This window comes from Corynebacterium sp. HMSC068H04 (assembly GCF_001811255.1).
Classification (GTDB): domain Bacteria; phylum Actinomycetota; class Actinomycetes; order Mycobacteriales; family Mycobacteriaceae; genus Corynebacterium; species Corynebacterium hesseae.
Genome location: NZ_KV803990.1, coordinates 88,943 through 108,671 on the forward strand (window position 1 = coordinate 88,943; position 19,729 = coordinate 108,671).

Sequence of the window (19,729 nt, forward strand, 5' to 3'; positions counted from 1 at the left end):
GAAGCTATTCATCGGTTCCCCAGGGCTACCCGTGGTTGCCAAGGGCTCTCTGCGGATTAGTGCCGCAGCACGCGGCCTCGTGGTCCAGAAGCATCTGCTTCGCGGCTGCGCCTCCGCGATAGGAACCCACACCGCCGCCAGCCGGTACGACGCGGTGACACGGCACCACAATAGGAAGCGGGTTGGTGGCACAGGCGCTCCCCGCGGCACGTGCGGCCTGCGCGCTACCGGCGGCGGTGGCAAGAGTCGAATAGGTCCAACGTTCCCCGAATGGGATATCGCGCAGAGCACGCTGCGCCCGATCCCGGAAGGTGCGCGGGGACTCAGGCACGGCGAGAAGCAGCTCAAAATCCCTCCGCGTGCCGGCAAAATACTCGGCAATTTGTTGAGAGGCGTCGACAAGCACCGCGCCCGCAGAGCCAGGTTCGGTGACATCCGTGAGGCGTTGCATGCTTCTAAGATCCGGAGATTCGCCGTCGAAATACACATGAGATAAACCTCGCGCAGATCCCACGAGGGTGAGGCAACCTAGAGGCGTGTTCGTAGTGGTCCACGTAAGCATGCTGGGTGGGGAGTCCTTTCGGAGGGAGGTGGCTATCCAGGGTAGTCTATGAACCATGAATAGACCCGCCGTACGCGATGCCGCGCTCCTCATCTTCCGCGCGGTGCTGGGAGTAATCTTCGTGGCGCACGGCGTGGACAAGATGTTCTTTAGCGGGATGGACGAAATTACCGGGCAGTTCTCCGCCATGGGGGTCCCACAGCCACAGACCTCGGCATACTTGGCTGCCTTCGCGGAAATGCTGGGCGGGGCGGCCCTGGTGGTAGGCCTTCTTACGACCTTTGTTGCGGGGGCTTTAGCGCTGCTCATGGCGTGCGCATTGTATTTCGTGCACATCGGTAACGGTCTCTTCGCGGCCGATGGTGGTATCGAGTACCCGCTGGTTCTCATCGTGTCATTGCTCATGATCGTGGTCTTCGGTTCCGGCCGGGCGAGCGTGGATGGAGTGCTGAGCCGTGCTGACGCATGAGCAAGTGCAGGCAGCGATTTCCGCGCAGCTAGACGGGGAAGCCCCGCAGCTGTCGCCTGACGTCATCGAGGCACACGTTTCCAGCTGCCCAGACTGTGCAGCCTTCCGGGACAAGGCAGCGGCTCTATCGCGCTCGTTGAGCCTTGTGGAACCGGATGGAGCACCGCCGCAGGATCTATCCGAGGTTATCCTCGCTGGCGTGGAGCCAGAATGGCAGCGAGCTTCGAGCACTCGCCAGGCTTCGCTGTCGTTGGCGCGAGTAACCCTCGGTGTGCTGTCCGTGGCATTTCTTGTGTGGGCGATTGTGGTCGTCGTCAGTGCTTCGGGCTTGACCACCCTGGAGAGCGAAGGGACCCTTGCAGAAGGCGCTGACCCGGAGCGCGCGCGCCTGTTGATCGAGGCCGCAGCACTGCGCTTCGGCCTTGCCAGCGGTTTGGGTTTTGCTGCATGGCGCCCTGCCTCAGCGCCCGGATTGCTGCCGGTGGCGTGCACAATGTTCGCGTTCCTGTGCGGCTTTACCATGCGCGATTTTGCCCTGGGCAGCGTCGCCGCGGGGCAGCTTTATATCCTCATCGGCACCGGGCTCGCCACCGCCTGCCTGGGCTGGGCTTGGGCGGCGGACCGGGGGTTCCTGCTGCGGGACGTTTATCGGACGCTATCTGCTAGCCCGCGTTAGGTCCACGACGGCAGCCACATGATGGAGTTGTACCAAGAATCCGGGATCATGTAGCCGTAGAGAATCGGGGAGAAGTAGGCAAACATCGCTACAACGAGTGCGGCGTAGCACACCGTGATGAAGGTGCCCAGCGGCATCGCGGAACCGAAGAGCCTTGTGAGCCAGTGCCATTCCAGTTTGCGGCCGCGCCCGATCATTTGGCCCAAGGCCAACGCGATGAGCACGATGATGAACGGGATAAACGCCGTGGCATAAAAGAAGTACATCTGGCGGTCGAAGACCGCTAGCCAGGGTAGGAAACCCGCCGCGGCGCCCACGAGCGGAATGAGGAAGGCGCGGTTGCGGCGCACGAGCAAGGACCACAGCCCCCACAGCACCGCTGGAATGACCAGCCACCAAATGGCCGGGGTGCCAAACAGGTACAGCATCTTGCGGCAGGATCCGCCGTCGCCACAGGAAATGTCAGTGGAGGAGTAGTAGAGGATGGGGCGCGCGGCCACCAGCCAGGCCCACGGCTTGGAATCCCAGGGGTGGCTGTGGCCGCCTGAAGTGGTCAAGGAGGCGTGGAATTCCAGCACGGAGGAGTGGTAGTAGAACCAGCCGGCGAGGGGCTCGGGGAGGTTGAGCAGCCAGGACCCTTCTTCGATAGTGCCGTCCACCTTGGCGTGGCGGTAGACGGCGGTTTCATCGGCGAACCAAGCGCGCCATGACCACGCGTAGAGCGCTACAGGAACCGCGACGATGGAGGCGAGGGCCGCGGGCGTATCGCGTACCAGCGTGCCCACGATGTAGCGGCGCACGCCATAAAGACGGCGCAGCGCGAGGTCCGAGAAGACGCTCATGAGGCCGAAGAACATGATGTAATACAGGCCCGACCACTTCACAGAAAGTGTTAGCCCCAGGAAGACACCGGCCGCAAAGCGCCACCACCGGAAACCAAAACGAGGACCGAAGTCGGAATCACCCATGGTGCCCGAAAGGAAAGCGGCGTGGAGGCGCTCGCGCATCTGCTGGTGGTCGCGCGCCAAGGCCCACGCGGCGGCAACGACGAAGAAGACTTGGAAGATGTCCAGCATGCCAAACTTGGAGGCAACGAGAAGCACACCATCGCACACTGCGAGCAGACCAGCCAGGAATCCAACCTGCCATGAACCGGACAATCGGCGAGCCAGCGCCATTGTCAGCAGGACCGTGCCCACGCCAAAAAGCGCGGCCATGCAGCGCCATCCCAATGGGGTGTAGCCGAAGAGAGCCTCCGAAATCGCAACAATCTGCTTGGCCAGCGGCGGGTGGACGACAAGGCCATAGCCCGGATTGGACTCGATACCGCCGATGAAAAGGTTATGCCAGCTGGTAACCATGTCCCAGGCCTGCGGCACGTAGTGCTTCTCATCGAAGACGGGCGTGCCTTCGGAGACCGGGGAGGTCAGGCCAATGAAGCGCGTGAGGAAAGCCAGCGCCGCGATGATCACGGTGCTGATCGTGTCAGCCGTTGTCCAGACATAGGGCCGGGGAGCAGGAGGCGCTGGCCGGGTATGGGCGCCGCGTGCAAGAGAAGGACGCGGGCGCTTGATGCGGCCAGATCGATCGGTAGGGGTTGCGATACTCACTCGGATGAGTCTAGCGTGCGTGTGCCATGCTGGGGAGTATGAGTCTTCAGCTTGAACCCTTGCCGCGTGGGGTCATCCTTGCCGCCACGCCGCTGGGAAATCCCGGTGACGCTTCAGCCCGCTTGATGCAAGCTTTGGGTCACGCAGATGTCATTGCCGCGGAAGATACCCGTCGCGTTCGCAATCTGGCCCAGGCATTAGGGGTGGAGATCCGCGGCAGGGTGGTGTCCAATTTCGACCACAACGAAGAGGAGCGTTCGCGCGCTCTCGTCGCCGCCGCCCGGACCGGGACAGTGCTCGTGGTGTCCGACGCCGGTATGCCCCTAGTGTCTGATCCTGGGCACTCCATCGTCACCGCAGCAGTGGAAGCAGACGTGCCCGTGACCTGCTTCCCAGGACCCTCGGCGGTGCCGACGGCTCTTGCGCTGTCTGGTTTGGGAGTGGGGCATTTTCTCTTCGATGCCTTCCCGCCGCGCAAGCCCGGGCCGCGCAAGGCGTGGCTGGAGTCCTTGGTGGGGGAGCAGCGCGCGATTGCGTTCTTCGAGTCCCCGCACCGTTTGGCGCAGACGCTTGGCGACGCCTCTACGATCCTCGGCGCCGACCGTCGCGCCGCTGTGTGCCGGGAGCTGACGAAGACCTACGAGGAGATTAAGCGAGGCTGCCTAGGCGAGCTCGCGGAGTGGGCTGAAGAGAATGCGCGGGGCGAAATCACCGTAGTAATCGAGGGCGGTGAGGCTGCACCCGTGTCGATGGAGACCCTCGTTGAGCAGGTCCGGGCAGAAGTAGAGCGGGGTGTGCGTGCCAAGGATGCGTGCAAGAAGGCGGCGGCGGGAACGGCATGGTCCAACCGTGAGCTCTATGACGCTTACCTTGCTGCTCGTGGTTAGCAGGGGTAAAAATTTAATTCATACGATAAAGTATTTGCTTGAGGGAAAAACGCGATCTTTGCTATCGTTTTGCCGTGCCACCATTGAAAGATAAGAAGAAAACTCGCTGGATTCGCTTGGTTTTTGGAGTCGTCTGCATTCTATCGGTGTTGGCGTCATTATTAATGCTGCGGCTTCAACCTCCGCGCGCGGCTCAGTCTGTGCAGATCAAAACATCAGATTGGGATCCGTATGTCACGACTAGTGATGAAAACGGTGGCGTTGTTGGCGACATTGTTCTGTCAGTTTTGGCGAGTAGTGGTTACAACGGTCAGGTTTCCTTTGACACATGGGATAGTGGCCTCCAGAAAGTACAAGAAGGAACTGTATTCGGCGTTTTCCCAATGGTGAAATCTGCTTCGCGCCTGGAAAATTACGAATACTCTGATCCCCTTGTTGACTATCGGTATGTCCTATTCAAGCGGAAGGATTACAACGTTACCCAGGCGATGCAACGTGGTGATTTTAACGGTGTACGTATTGGAAAAATTGACGGCTATGACTATTGGGCAGAGCTTGATAACTCAGGTGCAGAATTTAGCAACTACTCCTCGCCGGCTGAGGGTTTTAAAGCTCTTCAGAATAAAGAAGTGGATCTTCTCGCGGAATCCGATCTCGTAGGCAACGCTATTCTTAGGAGTGCGGCCTTCGAAGGTGATTCAGGGATGTTCGACATTCTTGAAGGTAATGCGGCAGCTCTTTCTTCTGAAGACAGTGTTCATTTCTTGATTCGGAAAAACAAGCAATCGAGAGCTGTAATCGATAGGTTCAATAAATCCCTGGCTGAGTATAAAAAGACCGATCGATATAGAGAGCAAATCTCCATGCTGAAAGGTGTACCAGAAAGAGTGAGGCTTATCGGTGATGGATTGATTGACATACGTGACGAATCAGGCAAATTGCTTGGCAGTTTGCCAGCTGGAGTATCAGCTCAAGTGCTTGTTTGGCCGGATGACCTCAAAGAGGAGCAGGAAGTAAAAATCAAGATGCTCACCGGACCTTTGGCTGGGCGAACTGGTTTTGTGAATCTTGAAAGTGTGGAAGTCAATGACGTACAAGGCTAGTTTCCGATTAGTTTCGCCGCTGCGCGTTGATTGCTTAACCCAACCCGGAGTTGAATATCGTGATGGAGATTCTGCCCGACGCTTTTGGGAGTCAGTCGCCCGTGAATCTGGGACTATTTATGCGCGCAAGGTTCCGCAAGCAGGATCGCTACAATATGAATCAGCGCAGAGCATTGATATTCAGAATGATATCGCCGTGGTGAAGGACAAGGTTCAAGTCGAAAAGTCGTTTTATCGAAGTCAGGAACCGACAGTAGAAATCAGTTCTGTTGAGTGGAGCCTCTGTGATTTCGGTATCCTGCTTTCTGAAATCGAACTGGCTGTGGGGATTGAAGGGAAAACGGCCTCGTCAATTGAACAACTTGTGCAGAAGGTCGCTACGCGAATTAACCAAGAGCTCATCGCCCGCATTTATGACGAATTGCGCGACGTGATTAAACAACATGATGGCTACGAGGAATTCGTGTTGTTCCAGGGCGATACGCCCATGGAAGATGCCTGGGCGTCGCGAGCACTGATTTTTGACCCATCAGAGTCCGAATATGCAGAACTTCAAAGTGACTTTGCCTTGGAATGGCTGGGAAACACTAAAGGTAAGAGCGGGATTGTTGAATCGCTGAAACAGCGGAAGACTAGCCACACTGCGGACTGGATGAATTACATTTATCTGAGGGAAACTGCTGACAACAGGGTTGAGATGCAGGAGATGTGGAAGGCGCTTGTGCGTGCACAGTTCTTCTATGCTGCTACGGGTAGAAGCGATTCGAATCTCATGAATATCCTGTCTTGGGCCATGTCCCAATCTTCCGATATTTCAACTAGCAAGCTTCGAGCGCAACTGCGGCAGGAGATGGATTTTGCTGAAGCCTTGTTTCTCAAGAAAACGGAAGTGGGTAAATACGTTAATCCAATGTCGAGATTGGAGACGACGCGCATTCTTGAGGTTTGGGATTATTACGAAGTATTGGAGAATCCTGTACAAACCAAGCTGCGTATTTGCCAGACGAGACTTGACGATATTGATGGAGAACGAGCTCGGTCTGCGAGCTTTTTCACGGACTTAATCCTTATGGTGATTGGTGTAACTTCAATCTTGGGGACAATGTTGGCAGTGGTCAGTTTGGGCCGGAGTACTTCTGCCGATCCTGATCAAACTATCTATGATCTAGGTGCGGGTGACCTGACTACGTGGATTGCTACTCAACCCGTCGACGTCATTCTTCTTATATCAACCATAGTTTCGGTTCTCATGGTTATCGCATTCGTAGTTGCTCGTAAGAAAAGCGAGTCTTGATGGGGACGAGAACGCGATACGGAGTAATTGTACTGGCTTTGGAAGTCCAGTTCTGGTTTCCAGTTTGGTTGCTTTTCCTCTTAGAACGTGGAATTACCACCGAGGAGGCCTCTATAGCCGATGGGGTTTTCCGCTTGATTGCGACGGCCCTTGAGGTTCCTGTCGGATGGTTTTCAGATCGCATTGGCCGGAAGAAGTCCCTTTATCTAGCTCTTTTTGGTACGTTTATTACATTCCTTCTTATCGCCTATGTGAATGACTTACCTAGCTTGTTTATTGCATGGAGCGTGTGGGGCCTTGTGTGGGCTCTTGTTTCGGGCTTGCTTACGGCCTATGGCTGGGAGATAGGCAGCCAAATAGAAGGTGGTGGTCCTACCACCGCAGCCGAGTTCATTCGTATACGCAGAGTGTGCGCAGCGATCGCGATGATTGTTTCGTTGGTATCGGCAGGAGCGCTGTTCGAACTGTCTCCAGCGTTTCCATTTGTTATTACAGCTGTAGTAGCTGCAGCTGTAATTCCTGTCGCGTGGGGCTTGCCTGATATCGATCAGCATGTGCGTCAAATTGGGCCGAAACGTATTTCAACAGAAAATTTGCCTTCAGGAGAGATTCTCTGGGCAATTGTGGCCGGTAGCATAGTGCTGATCAGCGGATGGAGTATCCAAATGGTCTTTCAACCGCTTGGGTTGGAAGCATCATTGACTCCTAAGGAGATCTCCTTCCTCTTTGCCGGTTTTGGCGTGGCGCAGTTGGCAGGCGCATGGCTTGTGGGAAAGCTCCCCTTTTCGAGACGAATTGTGCTAGTTACGTCTGTAGCGGGAATTGCGTTTATGTGCTTAGGCGTGTGGTTTGGGTTCAAACTCGATGTTGATGTTTGGGCTCCTTTTGTATTGCTTGTTTCGCTAGGTATTTTTTATTCGGTCGGCACTGCTTACTGCGACATTTGGGTTTCAGAGCTGTCATCTACGAGCAACCGCGCTACCATGCTGTCCTTCGTTTCATTAGTAGGCGGAGTGGTAATGATCTTCACTCGGCCGCTGTTGGGTTTCATTTCGGAGGGAATAAGCGCTGCTACTGCGTGTGGAGTTTGGGGTGCGGTATGTCTTGTATTGACGGTCGGGCTATGGCTTCTGCTTGTAAAGAAGACCTCAGAGCCAGTTCGTAAGTGCTAAACCTCTCAAAGTAGAGTGGTGTCCATGAAGAATCCAGTTGTCGTTAATGTTGCTTGGCCCTATGCCAACGGACCCCGCCACATCGGACACGTGGCGGGCTTCGGTGTTCCTTCCGACGTGTTCGCCCGTTTCCAGCGAATGCGTGGCAACGACGTCCTCATGGTTTCTGGTACCGATGAACACGGCACCCCGCTGCTGGTTCAGGCGGACAAGGAAGGCGTGACGGTGCGTGAGTTGGCGGATCGCTACAACCGCCAGATCGTCACCGACCTGGCTGGGCTCGGCCTGTCTTATGACCTCTTTACCCGCACCACGACGCGCAACCACTACGCGGTGGTGCAGGAGCTGTTCAAGGGACTCTACGAGAACGGCTACATGATTAAGGAGACCACCCAGGGTGCGATCTCGCCGTCCACTGGCCGCACTTTGCCGGACCGCTATATTGAGGGCACCTGCCCGTTGTGTGGCGCCGATGGCGCGCGCGGTGACCAGTGCGATAACTGCGGTAACCAGCTCGATCCGGTGGACCTGATTAACCCAGTATCCAAGATCAACGGCGAGACCCCGGAGTTTATTGACACCGAGCACTTCCTGCTGGACCTGCCTGCGGTCAAGGAGGTCCTCGAAGAGTGGTTGAAGACTCGTGAGGATTGGCGCCCCAACGTTCTCAAGTTCTCCCTCAACCTGCTGGAGGACATGCGCCCGCGCACCATGACCCGAGACATCGACTGGGGAATTCCCATTCCAGTCGAGGGCTGGGAGGACAATGGCGCGAAGAAGCTCTATGTGTGGTTCGACGCGGTCATTGGTTACCTGTCTTCTTCCATCGAGTGGGCACACCGCACCGGCAACCCGGACGCGTGGAAGGATTACTGGCAGAACCCGCAGGCGCGCCACTACTACTTCCAGGGCAAGGACAACATCACCTTCCACTCCCAGATCTGGCCGGCTGAGCTCTTGGGCTATGCGGGTAAGGGCTCCAAGGGCGGTGAGCTGCACACCTATGGTGAGCTCAACCTGCCGACGGAAATCGTGTCTTCGGAGTACCTGACCATGTCCGGGTCCAAGTTCTCCTCTTCCAAGGGCGTCGTTATCTACGTCAAGGACTTCCTTGAGGAGTTCGGTCCTGACGCGCTGCGCTACTTCATTGCCGTTGCCGGTCCGGAAAACAACGACACCGACTTCACCTGGGATGAGTTCGTGCGCCGCATTAACAACGAGCTCGCCAACGGCTGGGGCAACCTGGTTAACCGCACCGTGTCGATGGCTCACAAGAACTTCGGTGAGGTGCCGGCACCGGCCGCGCTGGAGCAGGCAGATAAGGACATCTTGTCGCTTGCAGAGGAAACCTTTGCCACCGCCGCGGGCTTCCTCGAGCAGTCCAAGTTTAAGCAAGCCATGACCGCCATCATGCACGTCGTGGGTGAGGCCAATGCCTACATCGCTGCTATGGAGCCGTGGAAGCTGGCCAAGGATGAGACCCAACGTGAGCGGCTGGCCACGGTGTTGTGGACCGCGCTGCAGGTGGTCTCCGATTGCAACGTGATGCTGACCCCGTTCCTGCCGTTTACCGCCCAAAAGGTGCACGAGACCCTGGGCCGCGAGGGAGTGTGGGCCGCGCAGCCGCGCATCGAGGAAGTGGCGGATGACATGCCGGTTGAGCTTGTTGGCGTAAACCTTCCGCCGGAGAATCACCCGTACCCGATCATCACGGGTGACTACTCCGCACAGCAGGCCGCGTGGAAGCGATTCGACATAACCCCGGGGACCGCGCTGCAGAAGCCGAAGCCGCTGGTGGCTAAGCTTGACCCAGAGCTCGGTGAGACCGGCCCTGAGTGGGCTCCGGTTCAGAAGTAAAAGAGGTGGGTTTGGCGTTTCGGCGCACACTTGCGCCTGTCCTACTCTTCACAGTTGTTTGCCTGACCGCGCTGAACCTGCGCTCCGGTATTGCTTCGGTGGCACCGGTGCTGGGGCAGATCCAAGACTTCTTTGGAATCAGCTCTGGGCAGGCAGGCTTGTTGACCGCGCTGCCGGGGCTGTGTTTTGCCGCCATGGGGTTGGCGGCGGTTCCCATCGCGCGCCGCGTGGGCCTAAGCCGAACCCTAGCCGGCGGCACGGTGGCCTTGGTTGCGGGGCTCGGCCTGCGTCCATGGGTCAGTAGCTTTCCGCTTTTCGTCGCGCTTACCCTGTGCGTTGTTGCCGGCATCGCGCTGGCAAATGTGCTGCTTCCTGCATGGATCAAGCAGCATGGGTCGGGCCGCACGTTGGTGGCGCTGATGACCACCTACACCACGATGTTGGGCGTTTCCAGCGCCCTCGGCCCATTGTCCGCGGTGACACAAAAATCGTGGCAAGGTGCGTTGTGGATTTGGTGCCTGCCCGCCATCGCCCAGCTGGTGGCGTGGATAGTGGTCCTACCTAAGGCCGGCAAGGACGTCGCCCACGGCACGGTTGATGGCGCGGACGCACAACGCTCCATGTTCACCTCGCCCACAGCGGTGGCCATGCTCTTTTTCTTCGGTTTGCAGTCCACCATGGCCTATGTACAGATGGGGTGGCTGCCGCGCATGCTGGTAGAAAAAGGCGTGAGTGAGAACACCGCCAGTGTGGCGCTGGCTGTCATCGGAGTCTTTAATATTCTCGGCGGCGTAGTCATGCCGTGGCTCATCTCGCGTCTTAACCGCCTAACTCCCGTTCCCGTGGTGCTTTCTTTGTGCACGTGTGCCGGGTGGGGTGGAGTGCTCGTGGCTGCCGACGCCGCCCCCTTGATCTGGGCCTCGTTGATGGGGATCGGCGGTATGTGCTTCCCATTGGCGCTTGCTCTGCTCACTGCCCGCACGTGCACCGCGCTCACCACGGCGCGGCTCTCCGGCTTCGTTCAGCCGGGCGGCTACGTCTTGGCGGGCCTCGTACCGCTGTCCGTGGGAGTGGTGCGCGGGGCCACCGGGGATTGGACCGCTGTGCTCATTGGTCTCATGGTGCTCTGTTTCTGCATGCTGGTCGCGGGTCTGCGTGCGACCACTCGGGTCTACATTGACGACGAGCTCGCTGCCTAGCTGTTTCTCGACGGTATACTGCCTGTAGAGCAGAGGAGGTTGAGATCGTTGACTACCACTAACAAGCTCCCCCAGTACACCCAGGTGAAATCCTTATGGAGGACTTTCTCAAGGACATGGGGATTATCCAACACAAACTCGCTGTTTCGATAGGGGTCCCGCCTCGACGTATTAACGAAATCGTCCACGGAAAGCGGGCTATTACCGCCGATACGGCTCTTCGTTTGGCTAAATATTTTGGAATGTCCCCACAGTTCTGGCTGGGGCTGCAGACTCACTACGATTTGGATGTCGCGGAAGACAAAATTCTTGCTGAGTTGGACGATATTGTGCCGCTTCAGGCAGCGTCGGCTTAATTTGTGCGCGGGGAGTGACTGAGCAGCACAGTGTGAGTCTCTTGGGTTGAAACTGCCGTTGTTGCCAAAGTTTCCCGCTTCGCCTCAAGATCTGGCCGGAACTTTGGCAACAATGGCAGCGCCGTCACTGGGTCGGGGGCGTAGGGCAGTGCCGTCACTGGGGTGGGCGGCAATCAAGCCGCTTTAGGAGCGGTCGAAGTCGCGCTGCAGGTGTACCAGCCCTAGCCGCACGCCGTCCTTGGTGTGGATATTGGGCATGCGGCCGGTTTCCACGAAGCCGAATTTCTTGTGCAGGGCGATGGAGGACTCGTTGGTGTCCACGATGTAGGTGATTATCGTCTCCACGTAGTCATTTTCCTTTGCGTGATCCATGAGCGTGTCCATGAGCTCGCTGCCCACGCCCTTGCCGCGCGCTGATTCCGCGATGTAAATGGAGTCCTCCGCCGTGCCGTAGTAGATGGCTGGGGTGACGAATTGGAAGTAGGCGGCCCAACCGACAATTTCGTCGTCGTCCACGGCGACATAGACCGGATAGTTGTCCTTTTCCATCTGCGCCAGCCACTTCTCGCGGTCCTCTACGGACTCCTGCCATGTGACGAGGTTGGCGGCCGGTTTCGCGGCGGAGGCGGAGTTGTAGATGGTGGCGATTGCGGAGGCGTCGGCAAGCTCTGCGGGACGGACGTGCATGATGTTCCTTAAACCATGAGTTGCAAGTGGGTGAGGTCTATCCAGCGCCCAGCTTTGCGGCTGACTTCTTTTAACGTTCCTACAGTGGCAAAGCCGAACTTTTCATGCAACTTGATGGATGCGGCGTTGTCCGCCACGATGAGCGCCAGCAGCGTATGGACCTGTTCGGCTGCGCGGGCATGCTCAACGACTGCACCGAGCAAGCCCGTGCCCACCCCGTGGCCGTGCGCTGCGGGATCAACGTAGATCGTGGTCTCGTAGCACCCCAGCCACACCTTGGGATCGCGGTAGGGGCGGTAGAGAGCCCAGCCCAAGTACGTGCCGTCGTCAGTGAAAGCCACGAAGCAGGGGCAGCCGTCGCGGCGTAGCTGGTGGAGATACTCGGTGCGCTCTTCCACCGTGGCGGGTTCGCTGCGAAAGATGAAGTGGGTCTCTCGGATGGCCCAATTCAGCGTGGCGGTCATCGCGGGGACGTCGGCGTCCGTCGCTTCACGGATAATCATGCGCGCAAGACTACACTCGCAGCCATGTCTAAGAAGAAGCCACGCCCCACGCCCGTTCCCGCCGAAGGTTTGAGCCAGCTTATCGACGCCCACACGCACCTCGCCTCCTGCCGCGACGCTGATGCCGACCTCGTCGAGCGCGCTCGTGCTGCTGGTGTTGAGCGCATCGTCACCGTGGGTGACGGCCTAGCGGAGGCAGAGAAGGCTTTGGCGGCGGCGCAGGAATTCGACAACGTGTATGCCGCGTGCGCCATTCACCCCACTAAGGCGGCTGAACTTGATGAGGCTGCCCGTGTGCGCCTGAGCGAGATGGCAGCGGATCCGCGCTGCGTGGCCATCGGGGAGACCGGCCTGGATACCTACTGGATTCACCACGAGCCGGAGCGCACTGCGCCCCTCGAAGTGCAGGAAGGGGCTCTTCGTTGGCACGCGGAATTGGCGGCCAAGGTAGGAAAGACGCTGATGATCCACAACCGTGAGGCGGATGAGGATCTCATGCGTGTGTTGGGGGACTGCCCAGAGCCGCCGACGGTGATGCTGCACTGCTTTTCCTCGCCGCTCGCTGTGGCCAAAGAAGCTCTTGAGCGCGGCTATGTTCTGTCTTTCGCCGGCAACGTTACTTTCAAGCGCAATGAGGAAATGCGCCAGGCCGCTGCCATTGCCCCGGCAGGGCAACTGCTGATTGAAACGGATGCGCCGTACATGACGCCGGAGCCTTTCCGGGGTGCGCGTAATGAGCCCTCCTTGATTGGGCACACGTACCGTTGCGTGGCGCAGGCGCGTGGTCAAGAAGTGGAAGACCTCGCGGCGGAGGTGGCCACGACTTTCGCGCGGGTCTTTGGCGTGTGAGGATTTTCACTTTATCTAAAGGTGCTGCTCAGTGGTGGCGCACGTGTTTGTTGTGACGAGTGTGCTGCTAGTGGCCGCGGCGCGTGAATGCATTTTCTAAGTTACGTTCTGTTACCGTATTGTTATTCAAAGTTAGTCCGGCATTGATGTCGCCGGCGGGCGCGCGTGGGGCGCGCCGTGACAGGTGTTCAGAATGCGGGTTGCTGCATTGTGAATACGAAGCATCGTGAAGACGAGTAAAGGTTTATGTCCCCGAAGAAGCAGATCAAGCGAATCAACAATTCCCGCTCTTTGCCGCTGCGCATGGCTACCGGTGGTGTGCTTGGCACCCTAGCCGTGGGCGGCGTCGTTGCCGTCAGCACGCAGAAGGACATCACGCTTGACGTGAACGGCGAGACCACTCAGCTGGCCACCTTCGCCGGTGATGTCAACGCTGCCCTCGAGGCTGCCGGAGTCAACGTTGAGGGAGAAGACGTTGTCTACCCGGCCCTGTCGGAGCAGGTTGCTGACGGTGATTCGATCACCGTTCGCACTGCCAAGCCTGTCGCGGTTACCATCGATGGCGTCGAAAAGCAGCTCTCATCTACCGATCTCACGGTGTCTGACCTGCTGGGCGGCCTCGATGGAATCGCCCCGGGTGCTGCCATCACTTCCGGTTCCAAGACCGTGGAGGAGGATGAAACGGTGACTGAGGGAATGAACCTTGAAGTGGTGTCCCCGAAGATCGTTAAGCTTACTGACGGCGGTTCCGTTTCCTATGCCAGCGTTGCGGCCAAGACTGTGGGGGACGTGCTCGAGGCTCGTGGAATCACGGTGGGCAAGGATGACCGCGTATCCCCAGCTCTGGATACGCCGGTGAAGGCCGGTACCGCCATTACTGTGGACCGCGTCGAGATCTCCGAAGAGGAAAAGACGGAGGACTTTGACGCGCCGGCTAATTATGTCGATGACCCAGAGCTCGAGGAAGGTACTGAGGAAGTCCGCGAGGAGGGAACTCCCGGTTCGCGCGCCGTGACCCGCAAGATTGTCAAGGTCAACGGCAAGGAAGAATCCAACGAGATTATCAAGGAAGACGTGCGCAGGGAGGCCGTTGCTGCCGTGATTGCGCGCGGAACCAAGCCGAAGTCCACCGCGCCGGCTGTTGCGGATGGCTCCGTGTGGGATTCCATCGCACAGTGTGAGGCAACCGGAAACTGGGCAATCAACACAGGCAATGGTTTCTCCGGTGGCCTGCAGTTCACCCCGTCGACTTGGGCTGCTTTTGGTGGCACCGAGTATGCCCCGGAGGCATGGCAGGCTTCTCGCGAGCAGCAGATCGCTGTGGCAGAGAAGGTTCAAGCCGCGCAGGGCTGGGGTGCATGGCCTGCGTGTACCGCCAAGCTCGGCCTGCGCTAAAGCTTACGAGCCACGCGTATTAGTCTGAGTGGTATGACTCAACCCCATCTGCTGGGCCCAGTGGAGATCCGCGAACTCGCCGCTGAGCTTGACGTGACGCCGACGAAGAAGCTGGGCCAGAACTTTCTGCATGACCCGAACACCATCCGCCGCATCGTTGCTGCTGCCGACTTGTCCCCAGAGGACCGCGTGGTTGAGGTGGGCCCCGGGCTGGGCTCGCTGACCCTGGGTCTGTTGGGGGAAGTTGCGCACGTAACGGCCGTGGAAATTGACTCGCGTCTGGCTGGCAAACTCCCGGATACCGTGGCCGCGCGCGCAGCCGATTTTGCTGACCGTCTTTCAGTCGTGGAAAAGGATGCGCTCACCGTTGAGGCGGGCGAGTTGGGGGAACCCACCGCCTTGGTGGCCAACCTGCCCTATAACGTCGCGGTACCGGTTTTGCTCCACCTGCTGGAGGTCTACCCATCGATTCGCCGCGTTTTGGTCATGGTGCAGCTGGAGGTTGCTGAGCGCCTCGCCGCCGCGCCGGGCAACAAGGTCTATGGCATTCCTAGTGTGAAGGCATCTTTTTATGGCCCGGTTAGGCAAGCCGGGACAATCGGCAAGAACGTGTTTTGGCCGGCGCCGAAGATTGAGTCGGGCCTGGTGCGCATTGACTGCACCCGTCCCTTCGACGAGGCGCTGCGCCCGCGGCTTTTTGCGCTGATCGACGCCTCCTTTGCCCAACGCCGTAAGACCCTCCGCGCCGCCTTGGCGGGCTTTTATGGCTCCGCCGCGGCAGCCGAGGAGGCGCTGCGCGCGGCGAATATCGATCCGCGCCTGCGCGGCGAGAAGCTAGGTGTGGAGGACTTCGTCCGATTGGCGGAAGCCTCATGAGTAATACAGTGACTGATTCCATGCAGCTGTGGCAGGCGCATGCCCACGCCAAGGTTAACCTGCACCTGGGTGTGGGCGAGGCCCGCGCGGATGGTTTCCACGAGCTTGCCACCGTGTTCCAGTCCCTCGATGTACACGACCGCGTGAGCTACCGCTGGGGCGAGGGCTGTGCCGTGGAGGTCACGGGTAACCACGCGACAGGCGTGCCGGCATCGACCGAGAACCTGGCATGGCGCGCGGTGGAGCTGGTGGCGAAAAACCTCATGCTACCGGCAGCTGGCACGCTCACGATGGAAAAGAACATCCCCGCTGCCGGCGGGATGGCCGGCGGGTCTGCCGATGCCGCCGCGGCCTTGCTTTTGGCCAATCACGCGCTGAGCGCTGAGTTTGGTCGGGAGCCTCTCAGCATGGAAAAGCTCTACGAACTCGCCGCGGAACTCGGCTCCGATGTGCCTTTTACCCTCATGGGCGGCACGGCTTTGGGACGCGGCCGCGGTGAGTTTCTGACCCCGATGCTGGCGCGTGGGCGCTATATCTGGGCGATCATCACCAATGCTGAGGGCTTGTCGACGCCGTCGGTATTCCGCAAGCTGGATGAGCTGCGGGGTGCCGGACGTGGAAGTACCCCGCACCTCGATACTGAAGCCGTGGGGCAAGCCCTCGTAGGTGGCAACCCCCGCGAGCTCGCCGCAGTGATGCACAATGACCTCCAGCCAGCAGCGCTCTCGCTGCGCCCGGACTTGCGCAAGATTCTGGATACTGGTGAGGCCGCCGGCGCCCTCAAGGGAATTGTCTCCGGTTCCGGGCCCACCTGCGCCTTCCTCTGCGAAGACGAGGAGACCGCGCAGGAGGTGGTGGCCCAGGTGTGCGCCGATAACCGCGGAACCCGCGGATTGGTGACCTATGGGCCGGCTACCGGCGCAACGCTGGTCTAACACCAGCAGGGTGAATGGTGGAGGCCCTTAGAGGACGGCCATCTCTACGGGCTTGACATCGAGCTTGTAGCGCTGTGGTTCTTGGTCGCCGAGGAGGTCAAGAACGACCAGTTCCTGCTTGTTTGCGTCGGTGACGTAGGCATAGCCGTTGGCTGCCTTCAGGATTGGCCCTGGCTGCTGCCACTCCTCGTTTTCCTTCCACGGGGAGATGGCGTCAATCTTTTTCGTTATCTCGCCGGAATCCGGATCGATGATGTTGAGCTTGCCGTCGGTCGTGAGCACCAGTGCCTCGCCCAAGGGCCCGCGGGCCAAGGAACGGAACCAATAGGACTCGCCGAGCTCGACCTTCGTGGCAGAGTAGTCCTCCGTATTGATGAGAGTCACTGAGGTGGGGCGCTCGAAGTCGGCATCCTTGTCGGTCTTGTTATCCGCCAGAATGACGTTGGACTCCTCTGAGCCTGCAGAGTTGCCGGAGCGCTGGTAGCCGTCTTTGCCTGCATAGGCGGAAGCGTCGATCTTGTGGAATTCAGTTCCGTCGAAGACGATGGGCCCGTCCTCGCATCCGAAGAAGAGGGAGCCATTGCCAGCGGCAGCTTCGCCGTGAACACCAGGACACTCGGTGGTTTCCGCAAGGACCTTGCCAGACTTGTCCACATGCTGGATGGTGTGGCGCTCATCTTCGGTGCCCTTCGTAGTGACCACGGAGCCGTCTTTCAGCGGAACCGCGACGCCGTGGTGCGCGGCTCCTGTCTCGACGGTGTTGACCGGCTGGGCGTCTTCCTTGCCGAAGTCATCGGTCTTGTAGATCTTTGCTACACCATCTCCGTCGGAGAAGAGCGCGGTAAAACCATCGTGATGAACCACGTGGCCGGCGTGAGGTGCGTCAATGGAAGCGTCGTCAAGCTGCGGCTGTGCCGCGTAGTAGTGCTTGTGGTCTCCGTGTGGCTTGGTGATGCGCCCGGTGTCGTAGGTGAGGAAGCTATCGCCTTTGGTCACCATGATGTGGCGGTTATCGCCGGCATCGCTAAGCCGGAGAAATGCTTTCAGTTCTTCGTTGTCGATGACCTCACCGGTCTCTCCATCAAGCGTGGTGAGACCGTCCTTATGGGAGATGAGGACACGAGGTGGAAGCTCTGCCACCTCGGTTTCGCCAGCAGAGGCTTCGAAGCCGTCATGGCTGTGCTCTCCGTCATGGCCTTCGCCGTGTTCGGCATGCGCGTGGGAGGCTGCAGCGCTGGAGGGCGATGAAGCTTCGTTGCTTTCGGGGGAGGAACAGGAGGTCAGCGTGATGATGCTTGCGGAAAGTGCGGCGCACAGGATGAGGCGTTCTCTTTTCATGGTGTTGCAGAGTATTGGAAGTGAAAATCAATAGCAATAAAGGTAATGGTGCGGGGGTAACTGTGTTGAAGCACTAAGATGAACTCTCGATATGGCGAACCTCATTAACCTCGAAAACGTAACCAAGTCCTTCGGGCTCAAGACCCTGCTGAACGGGGTCTCGCTCGGTGTTCAAACCGGTGATCGCATCGGCATCGTCGGCGTTAACGGCGGCGGCAAGACCACGCTGCTGGAGGTCCTCACCGGCATTGAGCCGCCGGACGCGGGCCGCGTATCCCACAACTCGGATTTGCGCATGGCGGTGGTGACCCAGCGGTTCGAGCTGGAGGAGTCCCTCACCATCGCCCAGGTCATCATTGAGCCGCTCGGGCTAGAAACCTTCGAGTGGGCTTCTAACGCGAAGGTGCGCGATGTTCTCGGTGGCCTCGGCATCGTTGACCTGGGGCTGGACACTCCCGTCGGTTCACTTTCCGGTGGTGAGCGCCGCCGCGTCAACCTGGCCGCCGCACTCGTTCAAGACCTCGACATCGTGGTTCTCGACGAGCCGACCAACCACCTCGACGTCGAGGGCGTGCAATGGCTGGCCAGCCACCTGCTTTCGCGCAAGCTGGCGGTCGTCGTCGTCACACACGACCGCTGGTTCCTCGACACTGTGGCCACCACGACCTGGGAGGTGCACGATGGCGTAGTCGATGCCTACGAGGGCGGCTATAACGACTGGACCTTTGCCCGCGCTGAGCGCGCCCGCCAGGCCGATGCCATTGAGCAGCGCCGCCAGAATCTGGCGCGCAAAGAGCTGGCGTGGTTGCGCCGCGGGGCGCCTGCCCGTACCTCAAAGCCGCGCTACCGCATCGAAGCGGCTGAGGCGCTCATCGCGGATGTTCCCGCGCCGCGCGACAAGGTTGAGCTCATGGCCTTTTCCAAGCAGCGCCAGGGGCGAGTCGTCATTGAGCTCGAGGACGCAAAGGTTACAACCCCGGACGGCCGCACGCTGGTAGATCACCTCACCTGGCGGCTGGCGCCGGGCGAGCGCATCGGCCTCGTCGGCGTTAATGGTTCCGGCAAGACCACGCTGCTGCGCGCGCTTGCTGGCGAAGTCGAGCTTGCCGCCGGCAAACGCATCGAGGGCAAGACGGTACGCCTAGGGTGGCTGCGCCAAGAACTCGATGACCTGGATCCACAGCGCCGGCTTCTCGACGCCGTCGAAGACGTCGCCACCTACGTCCACCTGGGCAAGAAAGAGCTTTCTGCCTCCCAGCTGGCCGAGCGCCTGGGCTTTTCCGCCAAGCGCCAGCGCACACCCGTCGGTGACCTATCGGGCGGTGAGCGCCGCCGTTTGCAGCTGACCCGAGTGCTCATGGCGGAGCCAAACGTGCTGCTTCTCGACGAGCCCACGAACGACCTCGACATCGATACCCTCCAAGAGCTTGAATCCTTGCTGGACTCGTGGCCGGGAACCTTGGTGGTCATTTCTCACGACCGCTACCTCATTGAGCGCATCGCGGACAACACCTATGCGCTGTTTGGGGATGGCAAGCTCACCAACCTGCCGGGCGGAATCGAGGAGTACTTGCGCCGCCGCCAGGAGATGGAAGCCGCCACCGCCGGCGGTGTGCTCGACTTGGGCGAGGCCTCGAAGAACGCCGACGGTCAGCGTACGGAAACCGCCCCGGTAAAACGGCTGAGTTCCCAGGAGGAGCGCGAGCTGACCAAGAAGATGAACGCGCTGGAGCGCAAGATGGGCAAGCTCGACGACAAGACGGCGAAGCTGAATGAAAAGATGGCGCAGGCCGCGGAGAAGATGTCTTCCGGAGAGGGAGACAGCGGCGAGCTGGCCAAGCTCGACGCCGACCTCAAAGCGGTGGCCGCCGAGCGCGAGGAGCTAGAGATGGAATGGCTGGAGCTGGGGGAGAAGCTGGAAGGCTAGTGTTGTGATGTCTAGCGACTTTTTGGACACGGAG

General features: G+C 59.3%; 19 protein-coding genes. 14 read left to right on the forward strand and 5 right to left on the reverse strand.

Features of this window, described 5'->3' with window-relative positions; genetic code table 11:
* Positions 1–25: 25 nt before the first annotated feature.
* The gene (locus HMPREF2792_RS05775) at positions 26–655 is read right to left on the reverse strand and encodes a methylated-DNA--[protein]-cysteine S-methyltransferase (RefSeq protein WP_318278302.1); all 630 of its coding nucleotides are present in this window, start codon (positions 653–655) and stop codon (positions 26–28) included.
* On the opposite strand from HMPREF2792_RS05775, the gene HMPREF2792_RS05780 reads away from it, so the two are divergent.
* Together HMPREF2792_RS05780 and HMPREF2792_RS05785 are read left to right on the forward strand one after the other, a co-directional pair.
* Positions 618–1,031, forward strand: a complete 414-nt coding sequence (locus HMPREF2792_RS05780; protein ID WP_070520761.1) for a DoxX family protein — start codon at positions 618–620, stop codon at positions 1,029–1,031. The genes HMPREF2792_RS05775 and HMPREF2792_RS05780 overlap by 38 nt on opposite strands.
* Positions 1,018–1,707: a zf-HC2 domain-containing protein gene (locus HMPREF2792_RS05785; RefSeq protein ID WP_070531672.1), complete on the forward strand. Its 690-nt coding sequence runs from the start codon at positions 1,018–1,020 to the stop codon at positions 1,705–1,707. Before HMPREF2792_RS05780 ends, HMPREF2792_RS05785 begins: the two co-directional genes overlap by 14 nt.
* Here the strand turns inward: HMPREF2792_RS05785 and HMPREF2792_RS05790 are convergent.
* Complete coding sequence (locus tag HMPREF2792_RS05790; protein WP_198530302.1) at positions 1,704–3,317, reverse strand: dolichyl-phosphate-mannose--protein mannosyltransferase; 1,614 nt, start codon at positions 3,315–3,317, stop codon at positions 1,704–1,706. The genes HMPREF2792_RS05785 and HMPREF2792_RS05790 overlap by 4 nt on opposite strands.
* A 38-nt stretch (positions 3,318–3,355) precedes the next feature.
* On the opposite strand from HMPREF2792_RS05790, the gene rsmI reads away from it, so the two are divergent.
* From rsmI to HMPREF2792_RS05825, 7 genes are all read left to right on the forward strand, one after another.
* On the forward strand, positions 3,356–4,204 hold the full coding sequence (rsmI, locus tag HMPREF2792_RS05795; RefSeq protein ID WP_070520767.1) for a 16S rRNA (cytidine(1402)-2'-O)-methyltransferase: 849 nt from the start codon (positions 3,356–3,358) through the stop codon (positions 4,202–4,204).
* A 38-nt stretch (positions 4,205–4,242) separates the two neighbouring features.
* Complete coding sequence (locus HMPREF2792_RS05800; RefSeq protein WP_158011581.1) at positions 4,243–5,307, forward strand: substrate-binding periplasmic protein; 1,065 nt, start codon at positions 4,243–4,245, stop codon at positions 5,305–5,307.
* Complete coding sequence (locus HMPREF2792_RS05805) at positions 5,291–6,601, forward strand: hypothetical protein (protein ID WP_158011582.1); 1,311 nt, start codon at positions 5,291–5,293, stop codon at positions 6,599–6,601. Before HMPREF2792_RS05800 ends, HMPREF2792_RS05805 begins: the two co-directional genes overlap by 17 nt.
* A gap of 38 nt (positions 6,602–6,639) precedes the next feature.
* Positions 6,640–7,773 (forward strand): MFS transporter, encoded by a 1,134-nt coding sequence (locus tag HMPREF2792_RS05810; RefSeq protein ID WP_158011583.1) that lies wholly within the window; start codon positions 6,640–6,642, stop codon positions 7,771–7,773.
* Between the two features lie 24 nt (positions 7,774–7,797).
* A complete protein-coding gene (gene metG / locus HMPREF2792_RS05815; RefSeq protein ID WP_070531686.1) occupies positions 7,798–9,630 on the forward strand; it encodes a methionine--tRNA ligase in 1,833 nt (610 codons plus the stop codon).
* Positions 9,631–9,635: 5 nt separating this feature from the next.
* Positions 9,636–10,829 carry an MFS transporter gene (locus HMPREF2792_RS05820; RefSeq protein WP_070531690.1) on the forward strand — a complete coding sequence of 398 codons (1,194 nt, stop codon included), beginning with the start codon at positions 9,636–9,638 and terminating at the stop codon, positions 10,827–10,829.
* A 95-nt stretch (positions 10,830–10,924) separates the two neighbouring features.
* Entirely contained in the window at positions 10,925–11,185 is a 261-nt protein-coding gene (locus HMPREF2792_RS05825; protein WP_070531694.1) for a HigA family addiction module antitoxin, read from the forward strand.
* A gap of 183 nt (positions 11,186–11,368) precedes the next feature.
* Here HMPREF2792_RS05825 and HMPREF2792_RS05830 read toward each other — a convergent pair whose 3' ends face one another.
* Positions 11,369–11,872: a GNAT family N-acetyltransferase gene (locus tag HMPREF2792_RS05830; protein ID WP_070531697.1), complete on the reverse strand. Its 504-nt coding sequence runs from the start codon at positions 11,870–11,872 to the stop codon at positions 11,369–11,371.
* Positions 11,873–11,880: 8 nt separating this feature from the next.
* Positions 11,881–12,375, reverse strand: a complete 495-nt coding sequence (locus tag HMPREF2792_RS05835) for a GNAT family N-acetyltransferase (protein WP_083306394.1) — start codon at positions 12,373–12,375, stop codon at positions 11,881–11,883.
* A 24-nt stretch (positions 12,376–12,399) separates the two neighbouring features.
* Between HMPREF2792_RS05835 and HMPREF2792_RS05840 the strand changes: the two genes are divergently transcribed.
* From HMPREF2792_RS05840 to HMPREF2792_RS05855, 4 genes are all read left to right on the forward strand, one after another.
* Positions 12,400–13,224 (forward strand): TatD family hydrolase, encoded by an 825-nt coding sequence (locus tag HMPREF2792_RS05840; RefSeq protein WP_070531700.1) that lies wholly within the window; start codon positions 12,400–12,402, stop codon positions 13,222–13,224.
* 246 nt (positions 13,225–13,470) lie between these two features.
* On the forward strand, positions 13,471–14,619 hold the full coding sequence (locus HMPREF2792_RS05845; protein WP_070531704.1) for a resuscitation-promoting factor: 1,149 nt from the start codon (positions 13,471–13,473) through the stop codon (positions 14,617–14,619).
* 33 nt (positions 14,620–14,652) lie between these two features.
* Positions 14,653–15,495, forward strand: coding sequence for a 16S rRNA (adenine(1518)-N(6)/adenine(1519)-N(6))-dimethyltransferase RsmA (gene rsmA / locus HMPREF2792_RS05850; protein ID WP_070531707.1), 843 nt, complete (start codon positions 14,653–14,655; stop codon positions 15,493–15,495).
* On the forward strand, positions 15,492–16,430 hold the full coding sequence (locus HMPREF2792_RS05855) for a 4-(cytidine 5'-diphospho)-2-C-methyl-D-erythritol kinase (protein WP_070531710.1): 939 nt from the start codon (positions 15,492–15,494) through the stop codon (positions 16,428–16,430). The genes rsmA and HMPREF2792_RS05855 overlap by 4 nt, the downstream gene beginning before the upstream one ends.
* Positions 16,431–16,457: 27 nt before the next feature.
* On the opposite strand, the gene HMPREF2792_RS05860 is transcribed toward HMPREF2792_RS05855, so the two are convergent.
* Entirely contained in the window at positions 16,458–17,768 is a 1,311-nt protein-coding gene (locus HMPREF2792_RS05860) for a hypothetical protein (RefSeq protein ID WP_070531714.1), read from the reverse strand.
* A gap of 91 nt (positions 17,769–17,859) precedes the next feature.
* Between HMPREF2792_RS05860 and HMPREF2792_RS05865 the strand changes: the two genes are divergently transcribed.
* The gene (locus HMPREF2792_RS05865; protein WP_070531717.1) at positions 17,860–19,695 is read left to right on the forward strand and encodes an ABC-F family ATP-binding cassette domain-containing protein; all 1,836 of its coding nucleotides are present in this window, start codon (positions 17,860–17,862) and stop codon (positions 19,693–19,695) included.
* The last annotated feature ends 34 nt before the right edge of the window (positions 19,696–19,729 follow it).

What these genes read in the sequence shown, in the direction of transcription:
- HMPREF2792_RS05780 (WP_070520761.1), top strand. Translation starts at nt 618, where the DNA reads ATGAATAGACCCGCCGTACGCGATGCCGCGCTCCTCATCTTCCGCGCG.
- HMPREF2792_RS05775 (WP_318278302.1), bottom strand. Translation starts at nt 655, where the DNA reads ATGAGGAGCGCGGCATCGCGTACGGCGGGTCTATTCATGGTTCATAGA.
- rsmI (WP_070520767.1), top strand. Translation starts at nt 3,356, where the DNA reads ATGAGTCTTCAGCTTGAACCCTTGCCGCGTGGGGTCATCCTTGCCGCC.
- HMPREF2792_RS05805 (WP_158011582.1), top strand. Translation starts at nt 5,291, where the DNA reads ATGACGTACAAGGCTAGTTTCCGATTAGTTTCGCCGCTGCGCGTTGAT.
- metG (WP_070531686.1), top strand. Translation starts at nt 7,798, where the DNA reads ATGAAGAATCCAGTTGTCGTTAATGTTGCTTGGCCCTATGCCAACGGA.
- HMPREF2792_RS05825 (WP_070531694.1), top strand. Translation starts at nt 10,925, where the DNA reads ATGGAGGACTTTCTCAAGGACATGGGGATTATCCAACACAAACTCGCT.
- HMPREF2792_RS05830 (WP_070531697.1), bottom strand. Translation starts at nt 11,872, where the DNA reads ATGCACGTCCGTCCCGCAGAGCTTGCCGACGCCTCCGCAATCGCCACC.
- HMPREF2792_RS05835 (WP_083306394.1), bottom strand. Translation starts at nt 12,375, where the DNA reads ATGATTATCCGTGAAGCGACGGACGCCGACGTCCCCGCGATGACCGCC.
- HMPREF2792_RS05840 (WP_070531700.1), top strand. Translation starts at nt 12,400, where the DNA reads ATGTCTAAGAAGAAGCCACGCCCCACGCCCGTTCCCGCCGAAGGTTTG.
- HMPREF2792_RS05845 (WP_070531704.1), top strand. Translation starts at nt 13,471, where the DNA reads ATGTCCCCGAAGAAGCAGATCAAGCGAATCAACAATTCCCGCTCTTTG.
- rsmA (WP_070531707.1), top strand. Translation starts at nt 14,653, where the DNA reads ATGACTCAACCCCATCTGCTGGGCCCAGTGGAGATCCGCGAACTCGCC.
- HMPREF2792_RS05855 (WP_070531710.1), top strand. Translation starts at nt 15,492, where the DNA reads ATGAGTAATACAGTGACTGATTCCATGCAGCTGTGGCAGGCGCATGCC.
- HMPREF2792_RS05860 (WP_070531714.1), bottom strand. Translation starts at nt 17,768, where the DNA reads ATGAAAAGAGAACGCCTCATCCTGTGCGCCGCACTTTCCGCAAGCATC.
- HMPREF2792_RS05865 (WP_070531717.1), top strand. Translation starts at nt 17,860, where the DNA reads ATGGCGAACCTCATTAACCTCGAAAACGTAACCAAGTCCTTCGGGCTC.